Genomic DNA, 15,407 nt, shown 5'->3' with positions numbered 1-15,407 from the left:
CCTTCGCGTAAAAGGTCGTTATTGGTTCGCTGTATGCTTGTATACAGTTACGGCTCCTGCTTATTTACACTTCTTTATACTCCCCGTTCCACCTCACAAAACATGAAATATCTGATTTTCTTTTTTATATGTGCGAATATTTTATTTGCCCAGACCTCTGTACTGGTGGTTGATTCCGTCAGTGGTGCTCCCGTTTCCGGTGCTGTTGTAAGCAATGGTGTGAAAATTGTTGTGACGGGTGAAGAGGGGATTGCAGACATTTCATCTTTCGATCCCTCTTTGGAAGTGACAGTAACTCATGTTTCGTGGCTCAAATCTGTATTCAAAATAATCCCCGGTGAAAAACTGCATCTGGTAAAACTTGTTGCTGCCTCTTCTGTTATGGATGAAGTTGTGATAACGGGTTCCGGCGAAAAGGGGGGTAGTTTCACAAAGAAAGTCGATCTGGAAACAAAGGAAGGTGAGGGATACAGAACTCTGGCTGACATAATCAGCAGGGATTTCGGATTGTCGATAAAAGATTACGGAGGATCGGGTTCGTTGAAGCAGATTTCATTCAGAGGAATGAGTGCAGAAAACAGTCTGGTTTTATTTAACGGAGTAAGGGTGAACGATATAAGGACAGGTGGATTTGATCTTTCGGGTGTATTTACTGATGAATTGAGGGCTGCCGAGTTTTCCACTTCTGCATCGGGTGAAGGCGAAATTTCAGCCGGAGGTGTGCTTAACCTTGAGACACGGGGCAAGAGGGATTATTCCTTCATATCGACAGAAAAAATTGATGATGCCGGGATGGTTTCCTTTTCCGGGAGTGGAAATATCTCTTTCGGCAGGTTTTATGCAGGGGTTTCAGCGGAAAGGGTTTGGTCGGCAAACAGATTTGAATATGAGTTTAACGGAACGAAACTGACACGGGAAAACGCTCATTTCAACAGATCTTTTATCTCTCTATCGGCAGGTTACACAGGGAGCAGCACCGCGATCGATCTTTATTCCAACTATGGATTTTATCAGGCGGGAGTACCGGGATTTGTGGTTTCGAACAATACTTCCTCATCAGGGGCAACGAACACCACAGAAGGGACACTCACAATTTTAAGATTTTCCACCGCGATCGCTGAAAATTCGGGACTGGAATCTTCACTCGGTTTCAGCCATCAACGCCTGAATTTCGACGACCCTAACAGGGCTTACTACAAGGTGAATGGTGCCGACAATTCCACCCTGAACAACCTCTCTTTCAATGCCAAAAGCTGGCTAAAACTCGGAAGTGTAACACTGAGCGGTGGTTACGGGTTTGAGGGGGGTGAGCTCGCTGACATCAAAACAGTGCTTTCCAACTACAGAAAAGAATCATTTGTAAAGAGAAGGGTAAACAGGCTGCTTGCAAAAGTTGACTGGGAGCCTGCAATCCTGCCCGAAGTTTTAGCCGGTCTCTTCATCACGGGAGGTGTAAACGGGGAGTTTTTCAGTCAGGAGGGGATTGGCGAGAGAAATGAAAACGGCATCAACTGGAACGGGGGACTGACATTAGTTCCAGCAGGTTTTGACCGTCTGAGAGTGAAATTTAATTTCTTTTCGACAGACAGGATACCTTCCTACAACGAATATTACTACTCCTCACTGCTTTCGACAGGGAGCCTGAATCCTGAAAAGACAACCGGACTTGAGACAGGTATTGAATTTAGTAATCTTCTTCCATTTGTGAGGAGTGTTTCAGCAATATGGTACAGTCTTGAGACTGCTGACAAGATAATCTGGGTGCCCTCGATAATTGCTCTTCAGATACCGAGGAATATCTCGAAAGTCAAGTCGGAGGGGATCGACCTGGCTCTCTCCCTCACCTTTTTTGATAATGCATTAAGGGCTGATTTTGCTTTTTCGTGGCTTTCTGCCCGTAATATCTCGAATTTTGGAAGTGGTGACAGGAGCGACGGTAAACAGCTTGTTTATACGCCGAGGGAGAGGATGATCAGTTCCTTGTCTTATAATTCGGACATTTTTAAAGTGGTGCTGGATCACAGGTTTATCGGGAGTTCATATTTTACCTCTGACAACGACCCTTACTTCGTTATTCAAAACCACAGTGTATTCGACCTCCACATCACAACATTTTTTAATTTATTAAATGCACGGCAGGCAATAAGTGTCTCATTCTACAATCTGTTTAACGAGAATTACAAGATTATTCAGTCGTATCCGATGCCGCTAAGATCAATCGTTTTTTCATTCACTACAAAAATACAGGACTAACATGAGGAAAATAATTTTTATACCATTTTTAATCGTGGCGATTTTGACCATAACCGGTTGCAGCGACACTTCGACAAATCCAGTTGTGCCGGTTGAACAGGTGAATAAAGGAGTTTATGTTCTGAATGAAGGGCTCTACAGTCAGAACAACTCGTCGCTCTCATTTTACGAACTTACATCGAAAAAGGTTTTTCAGAATGTATTCCAGACGGCGAATACCGGGAAACCACTTGGTGATACCGGAAACGAGATCATTATAAGCGGAAAGACGGGATTTATAACCGTAAATGTTTCGAACAAAGTTGAGATTATCGATGTTAATACCTTTAAGTCGAAGGGAAGTATCGATCTTGGAGCGTTTTCGGGTCCGCGTAGAATTTATGCAAAAGACTCTGTTACAGCCTACATAACAGGTTTTTCAGGAAAAGTTTATAAAATAAACACACAATCTCTTTCGATTGAGAAGGAGATAACTGTCGGCAGTTTTCCGGAAGGAATCCTCGAACATAATGGAAAACTTCTTGTTGCCAATTCAGGACTTGGAGGCGGGAATTCTGTTTCCGTGATCGATATGGCAACCGATGCAGTCGTGAAGACGATTAAAGTAGGAACAAATCCGATAAACCTTGTGAAGGACAACAACAATTTTATTTATACCGTTTGCAAGGGGAGGTATGATTCCAGCAATATTGGCGGGGCACTTTACAAAATCGATCCTTCAGGTTTCGAAGTGATGGATTCACTCGTAATTACACAGAACCCCGAAGATGCGGTTGTTACACCTGAAAATGTAATGTATCTGACCAATAATCTTGGAGTTTTAAAAGTTGATTTGAATAATTTATCTGCCGGTTCTACATTGGTAATTCAGGGCATGCAGGTTAACACCATTTACGGCTTTATTTATTCAATGAGTTTCGACCCGATTGACAGGTTGTTGTATCTCGGTAATCCGAAGGATTTTACACAAAATGGTGAGGTGGCGGTTTTTGATCTGCAGGGAAATGAAATCAGAAGATTTGATACAGGACTAAATCCCGGAAGCATAGCCATAATAAATTACAGATAATTTGAATTTAGTTTTATTTTTAGAATAAATTAGTTTAAATTACATCTTTACGATAAAAGAATTTATTGAGATAGCGGAGATAAAATGAAAATTGAAAACAAAAACACATTGATATTAACCATTGTGATGGTGGTGATAGCAGCCGGAATGCGTCTGGTTCCACACTTCCCAAACTTTACCCCGATTGCAGCCATGGCGTTGTTCGGTGGAGCGTATTTCAGTGATAAAAAGCTCTCATTTGCAGTACCGTTTCTTGCCATGATACTTTCCGATCTGGTACTGGGATTTCACAGCACAATGTGGGCGGTATATTTAAGCTTTGCAGCTATAGTCGGAATTGGTTTCCTGCTCCGTGACAAAAACTCGGTTGTAAAAACCGCGGGAGCAGCGCTTGCCTCCAGCATAATTTTCTTCGTGGTTACCAACTTTGCAGTATGGCTTGCAGGCGGTTTCTATTCGATGGACATGGCAGGTCTGGTTCAGTGCTACACAGCAGCGATACCATTCTTCCAGTACAGCGTAATTGGTGATCTTTTCTACACCGGCGTGATGTTCGGCGCTTTCGAACTCGCAAAAGCAAAGGTTCCTGCCTTCTCTGAAGCATAAAACCACACAGGAATTAAATAAAAAAGGCTGTCTCTGTTGTTCAGGGGCAGCCTTTTTTTTAATGCAATAATGCAGATAATCCAATAATCCAATAATCCAATAATCCAATAATATAGCTATTCAGTGATTCAGTCATTCATTAATTCAGCTTTTCAGTTTTTATTTCTTTGCTGAAGTGGTTTTCTTTTCCAGGTCTTTGAGGGTTTTGATTCTGTCGTCGAGATCTTTGATTTTTTTGTTTATCTGCTCGATGTAGTCTTCGAGTTTTACTTCGTAGCCTGATTTGTCGTAGTAGCCTCTCTCTTCGAAGTATGATGAGAATAACCAGTTGCGTTTGAGGGCTTCCATGTTTTCGGCGAATCTTCCTGCACCCACTCTTACTTCTTTTGTGATACCAACGAGCTCAGAAAGCATGGTTTTTACCGATACATCCACATCGCTGCCATCTGTAACGAGTTTACCGACTATTCCTTTTCCTGCTCTAACATCCTTGATCACACCGTCGACATGTGCCATCAATGTATCCATTGTGAACATCACGCGGTCTGCATTTTTGACCACAGAGTTTATGTTTTTACCCAGTTCACTTACGATTGAGGCAAGTGTGTCATATTTTGAGACGGCTTCCTCGAGTCCGCGGTTTGCAGTAAGGAGGATTCTGTTGGTATTCTCGTAGAGGCGGTCGTCATTAATAAGTTTACCGAAGGTTCCTTCTCCTGAATTTACTTTGGCTACAATTCCGGCGAGATCGGCGCTCATCGATTTAGTGGAACCGAGAATTTCGGTGATTTCGCTAAGAATGGCTCCGAGACCGAGGGGATTCATTCCGACGATAGTACCACCATCCTCGACGGCGGGCTGGTCGGCAGTTCCTTTTTGAAGATTAACAACCTTATTTCCGACGAGACCCTCTGTTTCCACAAAAGCCTGTGTATTTGTGCGAATGAACCTTTGAACATCTTTTTCGAGGTCGAGTATCACGAGCACTTTCCCTGAGGTGTCTGGTGCTAAAAAGATATCTGCCACAGCCCCGACATTGATGCCTGACATCCTGACTGGTGCGCCTTTTCTGAGTCCTTCAATGTTGGTAAAATAGGCTTTTACCTTAAATGTGGGAGTAAAAAGTGATTGTTTACTGCCGACATAAAAAATTCCTATCAAGAGCAGAATCATTCCGATAGATACAAAAATACCGAGTCGTAAAAATTTATGTGGCTCAGCCATAATTTTCCTCTAAATATTCGGGGCTAAAAAAGTTTTTCAGGAAGGGATCTTCGAGCGTGGTCAGTGTCGCCAGATCTCCTTCAAACAATATGATACCATCGTTTAGCACGATTGCGCGATCAGCGATGATCTGGGCGCATATCAAGTCGTGAGTAACGGCAATCGAGGTCATTTTGAGTTCCTTTTGGAGATCGCGGATCAGTTTACTGATTTCCTTTGTTGTAATGGGGTCGAGACCTGTAGTTGGTTCATCATAAAGCATGAGCATCGGTTCGGTAATTATGGAGCGTGCGAGCCCCACTCTTTTTCTCATTCCTCCGGAAAGTTCGCTGGGCATTTTATCGATTGCATAGGAAAGCGACACCATATCCAATGCCCGTTCGACTTTGTAAGTTACTTCCTTTTGCGTGAAATTAAAATTTCTTATAAGCGGGAAAGCCAGATTTTCCCTTACAGACATTGAATCATACAGAGCTGCACTTTGAAAGAGAAAACCGATATTTTTCCTTAGTTCATTCATCTGCTTCAACGGGATATTGAGCACATCGATTCCGTTGATCGTAATTTTTCCGCTGTCGGGGATTAACAAACCAACCATGCATTTGAGCAATACACTTTTTCCGGTGCCTGATTTACCAAATATAACAAGATTTTGGGTCTCTGTTACATCCAAAGAGACGCCACCGAGCACAGTTTGTTCCCCAAAACTTTTATGGAGGTCGTGAATTTCCACTAATTTACGGGCCATAACCACAACGCTATTTGAACGAGAATCATATCAAAAACAAGTATCAGCAACGACGAATAAACCACCGAGGTTGTCGATGCCTTGCCTACCCCTTCCGTCCCTTTATCGGCAGTATATCCAAGGAATGAGCCTGTAATGCCAACGATGAAACCGAAAACAACAGTCTTCCCGATGCCGGGAATAATGTCACCAAACTTTACAACTTCGATTACCTGTGACATGTACAGGTCATAAGTTGTATTCATCGAAATAAAGGAAGCAAAAAAACCGCCTCCAATTGCCAGAAAATCGACATAAACAGTAAGTATTGGTAGGATAAGTGTTGTAGCAATCACTCTGGTTACGACAAGAAAACGGAAGGGATCGATGGCGGAGACTTCCATGGCATCAATCTGTTCTGTTACTCTCATTGACCCGAGCTCGGCACCAATTCCACTTGAAACCCTCCCTGCAAAAATCAAAGCGGTAAGCACCGGTCCCAATTCTCTGATGACAGAAAGGGTTACCATGTAGGGCAGAAAAGCCTCGGCTCCGAATTTAATCATAATCGGGAGAGACTGCAAAGTCAGCACCACGCCGATGATTACACCCGTCACGCTTACTATCGGGAATGTCTTCACTCCGAGTTCGTACATATGCTTGGCAATTTCGGCGAATTCATAAGGTGGTTTAAGGACATTCATGAAGAATCTGTGTGTAAAAAGGGACAGAGCTCCAATAATGTCGAAAAATTTCCGTAGTTGTTCGAATGTGGATTCGCGTGCCAAAATTGTTCCGGATAGTGAAAATATGACAAAATCAATTTACAATTTAACAATTTTTTCGCTAAAGATTGAATTTTATGTGACTGAATTCTCAAAAATAAAGGACAATTACCTATATTTATAAGGGGCAAATTTCCCCTTTTACCAAAAAAGATGAATTAAAATGTTAGAACCAAAATACTTTTACAGAAAATTAGACGCACTGCTTGCCGGCATTGGAAAAGAAAAGACCGGTCAGGATTTTTTAGTGAACATAGTAACCAGACTTCAGACGGTTTTTGGAAATGATTTACAAATAGGGAACGGGCGGATTTACGAAGAGGTTACGGGGAACTTCGAATTGATTTATCCCGACGGTCTTGATGAGAACAGTTATGCTCACAAAGTGGCTGTGGATCTTTCCGAAGTGGCACTGGTTTTGAAGACCAGACTCTATATTTTTGATGATCCCGCGACCATTACGATATTTAAACCGGCAGACCAGGAGGGATATTCTGTTCCCGCGGTGGTGGTTGTAAACAGTCCCGAACGGAAATATATTTTTGTTTTCGAACTTCGCAGCGGGTGGGTAAGGGAAGAGATAGAATTTTGTCTAAACGCTGTAAGGAGGGCAGTCAATTACCGACTCTTTTCAGAGGCTGTAATCGGTGAGATGGAGCAGGCAGCGAGGATTCAGCAATCGCTTCTGGCATCGGTGCCTCCTGCAATTCCGGGATGGGAGATTGCAGCAAGATCTAAACCGGCAGAACTTGTGGGGGGTGACCTTTATGATTATTTCAGATTTGATGCCAATGAATTTGGTATTTGTTTCGGGGATGCGAGCGGACACGGACTTCCCGCTGCTTTGATGGTAAGGGATGTGGTGACGGGATTGCGAATGGGTGTGGAGAAACACATGAAGATGGTTTACACATTAAAAAAATTGAATGAAGTTATCTACAGAGGGTCATACTCAACAAGTTTCATTTCCCTCTTCTTTGCCGAGTTCGAAAACAACGGAAATCTTTTTTATGCAAACGGGGGACATCCCTCGCCGTTGATATTTAAGAAAGATGGAATTGAAGAACTCCATCCAACAGGGTTGATTTTCGGAGCATTTCCTGATATAAGTATAAAACGCTCATTTGCACACATGGATGAGGGAGATATCCTCCTTCTTTACAGTGACGGGATCATTGAACGACAGAATGCGAATGAGGAATTTTTTACTATTAAGGAAGTTATAAAACTTGTGAAGAAGCACGCCGGGAAACCTGCTGCAGAAATTATTGAGATAATATTCGACGAAGCCGATAAATTTGGTGGCGGGGTGAAGTGGGACGATGATGCAACTTTGATGATCATTAAAAAAACAAAAACTGCATAAAAATATGAGCAAAAGAAGAGATTTCATTAAGAAGGCGGCACTTGTCGGTACTGCCGCTGCATTTCCTGCCTTTTTCTCCTCCTGTATGAGAAAAAACAACAAAGCCGACGGTTTTTCCGGAAAAAGTATCAAGTGGAAAATGGCTACCACATGGCCCCCCAATTTCCCCGTTTACGGTGAGATGATGACGCTCTTTTCACAGCTTGTCGATCAGATGTCAGGGGGAAGGCTCAAGATTAAGGTGTACGGTGGTGGTGAGCTCGTTCCTGCAATGGAGAGTTTTGATGCTGTGAAGCAGGGAAATGTGGAGATGGTTCACAGTGCCTCCTACTACTGGGCAGGGAAAGAGCCCTCGGCAATTTTCTTTACAGGACTGCCATACGGAATGAATGCTCCGCAGTTTTCTGCATGGCTCCATTTTGGTGGTGGCATGCAACTTTGGGAAGAATTGTATGCGAAGCACGGGATCATCCCGATGCCCGGAGGTAACACGAGCGGTCAGATGGGTGGCTGGTTCCGGAAAGAGATAAAAAGTGTTGATGATTTTAACGGCCTAAAGATGAGGATACCGGGAATTGGTGGTAAGGTAATGGCGAAGATGGGAGCAAGTGCACTGCTGTTCCCGGGAGGAGAGCTTTACACAAATCTTGAAAGGGGAGTACTCGACGCACTCGAATGGGTGGGTCCTTTTCACGATTATAAAATGGGATTTCAGAGAATTGCGAAATACTACTATTATCCCGGATGGCAGGAGCCCGCGGGAGCAACCGAATTTATGATAAACAAAAAGGCATTCGATTCCCTCGCTGATGATCTGAAGGCGATTTTGAAGGGTGCAGCAGGGTATATAGATACCATGATCACGGCTGAAATGGTTGCCAAAAATGCAGAAAGTCTTCAGCTTATCAAAAATGATCCCGAAGTGAAACTGGTACAATTCCCGGATGAAGTATTACAGAAACTGAAAGAGAAGACAGCAGAAGTGATTTCTGAAATGACAGAGGCAGAACCTGCAAGTAAAAAAATCTATGAATCTTATCGGAAATATCAGAATCTAACCTCTACACTTTATGAGTTGACCGAAAGGAACTATAAAGTATAAGTAACGGTTAATTTGTTATCTGATATAAACCATGTGAAGAGATAAATGTTAGTAGTAAAAAATCTTTCTCCGTCCGAATTTCTGGACGGTTACAAAAACGATCCTGATGCAGTATTGATTGATGTCAGGACCCCGGAAGAAAACAGTGAAAAGAGAATCCCGAATTCCTTAAATATTGATATCTATTCTCCCTCATTTCAGCAGGAGATTCTTGAACTCGACAGGGAAAAGAGCTATTACCTCTACTGCAGAAGTGGCAGCCGAAGTTTTCATGCAGGTCTGTTCATGGGTCAAAACGGATTTACTAAAGTCTATAACCTTGACAGTGGTATCTTAGGCTGGCGTTTTGAAACAGAAAAAGGATAATCCGGACGGATTGAAGAAAATGCCTGACAGAAAGAAAAACAGTCTCGTCCTCCTGCTTTACCTGGCAGTGATGCTGACATCCGTGTTTCACAGACACGGGATGGAGGAGAACTGGTTTTCCCATCCTGTCTTCATTGAAAATCACCACAATGGAATTACACATCACTCATCAGTAATTGCTTCCGAATGTCTGCTCCTGCTGTTTGCAGGAAATCCGGCACTTACAGAAAGTAAATTCTCGACTGATCATTTCCAAAAGCTGTCGCTTCCTGTAAAGACCGGGCAGCAGGATGAAGTATGCGGTCAAAAATTTAACATCTCGCCTCTCAGAGGACCTCCGGCTCTTTAGTTTTCCCCTAAGCTATTTTGAACACCAATCACAGTCTTGTTCTGTCCTGCCATTTTCAAACATAATGGATGCCGGGACATTGTGTGATTGTATTATTAACATAACTAAAGAGAAATTAAATGAAAAAATTACTTTTTACGGCTGTTATTGCCATGCTTGGTCTTTATTCCGGATGTAAAAAAGAAGACAATGTACTTGTACCGCAGGAAGAGCATTTTGCAGCGGAGGGAGTATATTTTTCCACCTCAGGTATTCCGGTGGCATCCATTTTCAGAGGTGTTTCCACCGATACGATAAAAGTACCTCTCGGTAACTCCACAGATCACATGAATGTAAGATTCTTTGATGCGAATAAAAACATAATCAATCCACCGGCAGATGCTGCGAAGAAACTGAACTGGAGTTTTGCAGACACCTCATTAGTGGAAATATGGCAGCATCAGGATGAACCGGATGCAAAATATGAGATTCATTTCCGCGGAAAAAAGGCAGGAATGACTACCGTTGAGTTTTATCTTACGCATGAAGGACACAACGATTTTCGCTCAGGAAATATTAAAGTGATTGTTCAATAGAACTGATTTAACAACATTACTAAAAAGGGAGTTTATCAGGTTTAATTAATTCAACACTTTAATATAAAATTTTGATAGACTCTCTTAGATTTAACATGAAAATTAACAGCATTATTTTTTTAGTTCTCCTTTTTACTGCGGGTTATGTCAGTCAGGTTTCGGGACAATCGATGAAAATGATAACGGTGACGGGAAAAATACTGGACTCATACAACAAGGAGCCGGTATCCGCCGCTTCTGTGAGTGTAGAAGGAATGAAGTCAGGCGTGATATCTGATGAAGACGGTTTTTTTGAGATCATGCTCCCGGAAAATAGAAAGTCTGTGATTCACATTACTCACATCAGTTATTCTACATATACATTTCATACCACCCCCGACAATGGTATACCTTTCAATCTGCTGGTATATCTGATCCCGAAGAATCTCGAGCTTGGAACCGTGCTTGTCACGGGCAATCATTCTCATTCAAAATTTGAAGAGATTGACAACCTGAAAGGTTCTGTTGAGGGGGTTGATTTGCAGAAAAATCTGGGACTTACACTCGCTGCTACCCTGAAAAATGAAGCAGGATTGGCAATTCGTTCAATGGGACCTGCACCTGCCCGTCCCGTGATAAGGGGTCTTGGTGGTGACAGAATACTTTTTGCAGAAGACGGGGTAAAAACCACGGACTTGAGTGCCACTTCACCCGATCATGCCCTTACAATTGAACCTTTCTCCATAACAAGAGCAGACATCATAAGGGGACCGAGAACAATTATTTTTTCTCCCGTCACGATCGGTGGTGTGGTGAATGTTATCAGGCATGACATTCCGGTGGAAAAGTCAGATGGATTCTCCGGCACTGCAGGGTCGTATTACGAAAGTGCCAACAACGGACTTTTGTTTGGGGGGAATGCCGAGTACGGATTCGGGAGCATGGTAGTTAAAGGGAGCATCACTTCAAGAAAGTCAGGTGACTTGAGAACACCTGCCGGAAACCTTAAAAACTCATTTTCCGATGCCACCGGAATGTCTCTGGGAGCATCATATCTTGGTGATTTTGGATATGCGGGTTACTCATACCGGAGCATGGAAATGGATTACGGCATACCCGGAGGTTTTGTTGGTGCTCATCCGAACGGGGTTCGGATATCAATTTTCAGAAATGTTTACTCGGCAAAAGCCTCCTTCAATGTAAATTCATCACTGATTCACAATGCCACCTTTCATGTGAACAGATCGTTTTACAGGCACAAGGAATATGAAAGGAACGACCTGATTGGCGCTGAATTCAGTATAACAGACTACACCGGGTTCATGAATTTTGAGCATCACCTTTTTGGGTTCAATGAGGACGGAGTGATAGGTGCCTCTGGGCAGTACCGGGACTTTGAAACCGGCGGATTTGTCTTTACTCCAAAATCACAATCGAAGAACCTTTCGTTCTATTTTTGGCAGCCTTTCAATTATAACGGGCTTAGCATTGAATTTGGAGGGAGGGTTAACTATGACATTATCTCACCGGAAAAGGCTAAAAAAGCCGACATCGGTGACATCAGGGAGAGGGATTTCGTTACATATTCGCTTGCATTGTCGGGGATTTACGGAATAACGGACGAATTGTTTGCTGGTGTTAACCTTAGCAGGTCATCCCGGGTTCCCACTATCGAAGAGTTGTTTTCCGAAGGACCACATCTGGCAGCTTATTCATATGAAACCGGCAACCCTGATCTTGCCTCTGAAGCAGGGGCGGGGATAGAACTCTTCTCCTATTATAAGCTCGATAATTTTTACACACTCGTAAATATTTATTACTACAACCTTGCTGACTTCATAATTCCAAGGAACACAGGGAGAATAAACTACCAGACATTTCTTCCCGTGTATACCACCCAGGGTGTTTCTGCTAAAATCTCAGGTGTGGAGTTTCAGTCTGAATTAAAATATTCCCCTTCCTTTACTTTTTTAGTGAAAGCAAGTTTTACCCGGGGAGAGATGGCTGATGGCGGGAAACTGCCACAGATTCCCCCCGCAAAACTTTACCTTGAGGCGAGTTATAAAATGTTTGAAGCCACAACGCTTGAGCTCTCTGCTGAAATTGCTGCTGCACAGGAGGAGACAGATACATTTGAGACACCAACTGCCGGTTACATCTCTGTAAACACCAACTTCCACAGGTCATTTTCCATTGGAAGATTTACCGGACTTTTATCTATCGGCATCGATAATATTTTCGATGCGGAGTACAGAAATCACCTTTCGAGGGTAAAAAGTATAATGCCTGAGACCGGGAGGAATTTAAGGACAACCTTGAAATACTATTTTTTCTAATCTTATCGAGTAAAAAAGGGTGTTTGTCGAGTAAAAAGGGCTGTTTATCGAAACTTGATTGATTAAATGCCCATTGACCCTTAAGTTTACATCGTAGTTAAACATGATTCCCTGCTAGTGTTTAACATACGAAACTCCCCCCAAAAGGCTGCTTTTTAGCAGCCTTTTTTTTATCTTTACCCTCAAGATTATTATTTGCTCCAAAGATAGAGAAGCAGAATGCAACAAGTCATTTCAACAGCAAGATTCAGCTACTTTCCTTCCATTCACAAATTCATTTTCGATGATGATATTCAATTTCCCGATGGTGAAACAGACAGTTTCACAGGTTATTTTTGTGACTGGATAAAATCATCACTAAGAGCCGGCTCGCTGCGTTTTTACAAAGAAATTGACGGTACAGGATTTGAGTTTTTTATTCTGTCGATCGATGAAGACCTCTACAGGGGAGTGATTCAGGTTTCAATTACGAAGGAGGCGGTTTCGGGTTCGAAAAATCTGAAAAACTCAGATTCTGACCGGGAAAAAGGAAACCTGTCAGAGGAATCGAAGGGAAGGAAAAAGGTACTTCTTGTGGAGGATAATGAAATTAACAAGAAAGTGGTGGAAAGCATTCTGTCAAACCTCGATCTGCTTCTCGATCATGCCTGGAATGGTGAGGAGGCGATAGAAAAAGTAGCTGCAAACGATTATGATTTGATTTTAATGGACATATCGATGCCGGTTATGGATGGTTACGAAGCCACCAGAAGAATCAGGGACATGTTTCCGGAACCGAAAAGTCGCACTCCGGTAATAGCATTGACGGCAGCGTTGAGGTCTGAAAGTGAAGCAAGGGTGGCTGAATCAGGCATGAATGGTTACATAGGAAAGCCGATTGTTTCAAAGGAACTGATTGCTGCTGTCCAATCCTTTCTGTTTGAAGAACCCCGTTTTGAATTCATTAACAACGGATCAGATGATGATATCTTTATTGTTGATGAGCTTGTCGATCTTACATACCTGAAGGAAGTATCTAATAATGACATTCTTTTTGCTTCAGATATTGTCAAGAGTTTTCTCGAAAATTCCGGACCTTTACTTCGTGAGTTGGAATCTTCCCTTGGGAATGATGACATTAAAAGGGCCAGAGAATTGTGCCACAAGTTTCAACCCGTTCTTTCATACATGGGATTAAAAAAGATTATTCCGCTGATGGAGAAATTTCATCTGAATCTTCAAAAGCCTGATATTAACAAGCACGGTCAGTCATTGATTCTTGAGAAGATAATTAAAATGACGACCGAGGCAACAGGAACTCTGGAGAATATTCGAAAGAAAATGCTTGAGCGCGTATAGTAAAACGGCTGCTTTGAAGCAGGAGGTCGAAAGAATATTCCGGGAGGCGTTAGTCTCTCACAATCCTTCTGTAATCGTTTATAATGCTCTTAGGGAACACCATTCGAAGCTTAAGGATTACAAGAGTGTTGAAATAGTCGCGACGGGAAAATCTGCTGTTGACATGGCCAAAGGTGCCCTCAGATTTTTTGGTGACAGAGTTTCACGAGGACTGATAATCACCAATTCAGACGAACCGCAGGAAATTCCCCCCTTCGAAATTCTGGTTTCATCACATCCTCTTCCTGATGAAAGAAGTCTTTTTGCCGGTGAAAGACTGATCGGGTTTTGTAGAACCGTCCCGCCTGATTCCCTCTTAATCTACCTTCTGTCGGGTGGCACCTCAGCAATGGCCGTTGCACCGGTGGATGGTATAACTCTTGAAGATAAACGCCGGCTCACAGCGATTTTGATGAACGGGGGGATCGAAATTGAAAACTTGAACGAGGTCAGGACTTCTGTTTCAAAAATAAAGGGCGGGGGATTGCTCAATTTTATTAATACAGAACATATTCTTAATCTCATTATTTCGGATGTATTGTCCGATGATGTGAGGGTTATCGGGTCGGGGATGCTGGTTCCTTCCGAGGCAGATACCGGAAAGACAAGAGATATTCTGCAAAGGTTTTCGGATGATACCGATGCCGGATTTATCGACCGGATATTAAAAACTCTTCAAAAAACAGATGCATCCATCCAAAAATCAAAATTCATCCCTGAAACAAGGATCATCGATTCGAACAGAAAATTTCTTCATACTCTGGCAGATTTTGCATCAGAATCGAAGATGGAATTTGTGGTCTGCGACGATCCTCTAACAGGCAATGTTGAAGAGGCGGCTACTGCTTTCTTTGAAAAGTGCAGGATAACAAAAGAGAGGCGGAGAATCTCAGGATTGCCTTTTCTGATCATAGCCGGAGCTGAACCGGGTGTGACAGTAAAAGGAGAGGGAACCGGGGGAAGGGCATGCGAGTTCGCCATGAGGTTTTCAAGACTCATAGCCGGAAGGGAAGCGGTGCTTCTTGCCGCTGGTACAGATGGTAAAGATGGCACGACCTCTTTTGCCGGAGCTGTTATCGATGGCGACACTTTTCCGGAGAGTTTGAAAGAAGGTCTTGATTTTGACCGTTATCTTAATTCCAGCAATTCCGGTGAGTGGATTGCAAGGACAGGATCTGCAGTCAGGACGGGACATACAGGGGTGAATCTGACAGACATTCTGATATACGGAGAGTTGGAATAAAAAAAAAGCTGCCGGGTCAGGGCAGCTTCAAAATACGGGGGAATCAGTTA

The 15,407-nt window shown here is 42.8% G+C and carries 14 protein-coding genes; 11 read left to right on the top strand and 3 right to left on the bottom strand.

What is annotated here, in order from left to right:
- The first annotated feature begins 33 nt into the window (after positions 1-33).
- From LCH52_04540 to LCH52_04530, 3 genes are all read left to right on the top strand, one after another.
- Positions 34-2,253, top strand: a complete 2,220-nt coding sequence (locus LCH52_04540; GenBank protein ID MCA0387742.1) for a TonB-dependent receptor plug domain-containing protein — start codon at positions 34-36, stop codon at positions 2,251-2,253.
- A 1-nt stretch (position 2,254) separates the two neighbouring features.
- Complete coding sequence (locus LCH52_04535; GenBank protein ID MCA0387741.1) at positions 2,255-3,322, top strand: hypothetical protein; 1,068 nt, start codon at positions 2,255-2,257, stop codon at positions 3,320-3,322.
- 84 nt (positions 3,323-3,406) lie between these two features.
- The gene (locus tag LCH52_04530) at positions 3,407-3,928 is read left to right on the top strand and encodes a hypothetical protein (protein MCA0387740.1); all 522 of its coding nucleotides are present in this window, start codon (positions 3,407-3,409) and stop codon (positions 3,926-3,928) included.
- Positions 3,929-4,087: 159 nt separating this feature from the next.
- On the opposite strand, the gene LCH52_04525 is transcribed toward LCH52_04530, so the two are convergent.
- From LCH52_04525 to LCH52_04515, 3 genes are read right to left on the bottom strand one after another with little or no spacing between them, the layout of a single operon-like run.
- The gene (locus tag LCH52_04525; GenBank protein ID MCA0387739.1) at positions 4,088-5,152 is read right to left on the bottom strand and encodes an MlaD family protein; all 1,065 of its coding nucleotides are present in this window, start codon (positions 5,150-5,152) and stop codon (positions 4,088-4,090) included.
- Positions 5,145-5,900, bottom strand: coding sequence for an ATP-binding cassette domain-containing protein (locus LCH52_04520; protein ID MCA0387738.1), 756 nt, complete (start codon positions 5,898-5,900; stop codon positions 5,145-5,147). The genes LCH52_04525 and LCH52_04520 overlap by 8 nt, the downstream gene beginning before the upstream one ends.
- Complete coding sequence (locus LCH52_04515) at positions 5,885-6,667, bottom strand: ABC transporter permease (GenBank protein ID MCA0387737.1); 783 nt, start codon at positions 6,665-6,667, stop codon at positions 5,885-5,887. The genes LCH52_04520 and LCH52_04515 overlap by 16 nt, the downstream gene beginning before the upstream one ends.
- Before the next feature lie 160 nt (positions 6,668-6,827).
- Between LCH52_04515 and LCH52_04510 the strand changes: the two genes are divergently transcribed.
- The 8 genes from LCH52_04510 to LCH52_04475 all read left to right on the top strand — a co-directional run bounded on the left by LCH52_04510 (position 6,828) and on the right by LCH52_04475 (position 15,357).
- Positions 6,828-8,030, top strand: a complete 1,203-nt coding sequence (locus LCH52_04510) for a PP2C family protein-serine/threonine phosphatase (protein ID MCA0387736.1) — start codon at positions 6,828-6,830, stop codon at positions 8,028-8,030.
- 4 nt (positions 8,031-8,034) lie between these two features.
- Positions 8,035-9,132 (top strand): TRAP transporter substrate-binding protein, encoded by a 1,098-nt coding sequence (locus tag LCH52_04505; protein ID MCA0387735.1) that lies wholly within the window; start codon positions 8,035-8,037, stop codon positions 9,130-9,132.
- A 45-nt stretch (positions 9,133-9,177) separates the two neighbouring features.
- Entirely contained in the window at positions 9,178-9,498 is a 321-nt protein-coding gene (locus LCH52_04500) for a rhodanese-like domain-containing protein (GenBank protein MCA0387734.1), read from the top strand.
- Complete coding sequence (locus LCH52_04495; GenBank protein ID MCA0387733.1) at positions 9,479-9,847, top strand: hypothetical protein; 369 nt, start codon at positions 9,479-9,481, stop codon at positions 9,845-9,847. The genes LCH52_04500 and LCH52_04495 overlap by 20 nt, the downstream gene beginning before the upstream one ends.
- Positions 9,848-9,966: 119 nt before the next feature.
- Entirely contained in the window at positions 9,967-10,422 is a 456-nt protein-coding gene (locus LCH52_04490; GenBank protein MCA0387732.1) for a hypothetical protein, read from the top strand.
- A gap of 95 nt (positions 10,423-10,517) precedes the next feature.
- Positions 10,518-12,737: a TonB-dependent receptor gene (locus LCH52_04485; protein MCA0387731.1), complete on the top strand. Its 2,220-nt coding sequence runs from the start codon at positions 10,518-10,520 to the stop codon at positions 12,735-12,737.
- 219 nt (positions 12,738-12,956) lie between these two features.
- Positions 12,957-14,075, top strand: coding sequence for a response regulator (locus tag LCH52_04480; GenBank protein MCA0387730.1), 1,119 nt, complete (start codon positions 12,957-12,959; stop codon positions 14,073-14,075).
- Positions 14,062-15,357 (top strand): DUF4147 domain-containing protein, encoded by a 1,296-nt coding sequence (locus LCH52_04475; GenBank protein MCA0387729.1) that lies wholly within the window; start codon positions 14,062-14,064, stop codon positions 15,355-15,357. The genes LCH52_04480 and LCH52_04475 overlap by 14 nt, the downstream gene beginning before the upstream one ends.
- Positions 15,358-15,407: the final 50 nt, after the last annotated feature.

The organism is Bacteroidota bacterium, assembly GCA_020161395.1.
Lineage (GTDB): Bacteria > Bacteroidota > Ignavibacteria > Ignavibacteriales > Ignavibacteriaceae > UTCHB3.
The sequence above is the reverse complement of the archived record's forward strand: the minus strand, read 5'-3'. Positions and strand labels throughout refer to the sequence as shown.

Excerpts from the sequence above, each read along its gene's own strand:
- LCH52_04505 (MCA0387735.1), top strand. The coding sequence starts at position 8,035 with ATGAGCAAAAGAAGAGATTTCATTAAGAAGGCGGCACTTGTCGGTACT.
- LCH52_04530 (MCA0387740.1), top strand. The coding sequence starts at position 3,407 with ATGAAAATTGAAAACAAAAACACATTGATATTAACCATTGTGATGGTG.
- LCH52_04520 (MCA0387738.1), bottom strand. The coding sequence starts at position 5,900 with ATGGCCCGTAAATTAGTGGAAATTCACGACCTCCATAAAAGTTTTGGG.
- LCH52_04510 (MCA0387736.1), top strand. The coding sequence starts at position 6,828 with ATGTTAGAACCAAAATACTTTTACAGAAAATTAGACGCACTGCTTGCC.
- LCH52_04525 (MCA0387739.1), bottom strand. The coding sequence starts at position 5,152 with ATGGCTGAGCCACATAAATTTTTACGACTCGGTATTTTTGTATCTATC.
- LCH52_04500 (MCA0387734.1), top strand. The coding sequence starts at position 9,178 with ATGTTAGTAGTAAAAAATCTTTCTCCGTCCGAATTTCTGGACGGTTAC.
- LCH52_04540 (MCA0387742.1), top strand. The coding sequence starts at position 34 with ATGCTTGTATACAGTTACGGCTCCTGCTTATTTACACTTCTTTATACT.
- LCH52_04490 (MCA0387732.1), top strand. The coding sequence starts at position 9,967 with ATGAAAAAATTACTTTTTACGGCTGTTATTGCCATGCTTGGTCTTTAT.
- LCH52_04535 (MCA0387741.1), top strand. The coding sequence starts at position 2,255 with ATGAGGAAAATAATTTTTATACCATTTTTAATCGTGGCGATTTTGACC.
- LCH52_04480 (MCA0387730.1), top strand. The coding sequence starts at position 12,957 with ATGCAACAAGTCATTTCAACAGCAAGATTCAGCTACTTTCCTTCCATT.
- LCH52_04485 (MCA0387731.1), top strand. The coding sequence starts at position 10,518 with ATGAAAATTAACAGCATTATTTTTTTAGTTCTCCTTTTTACTGCGGGT.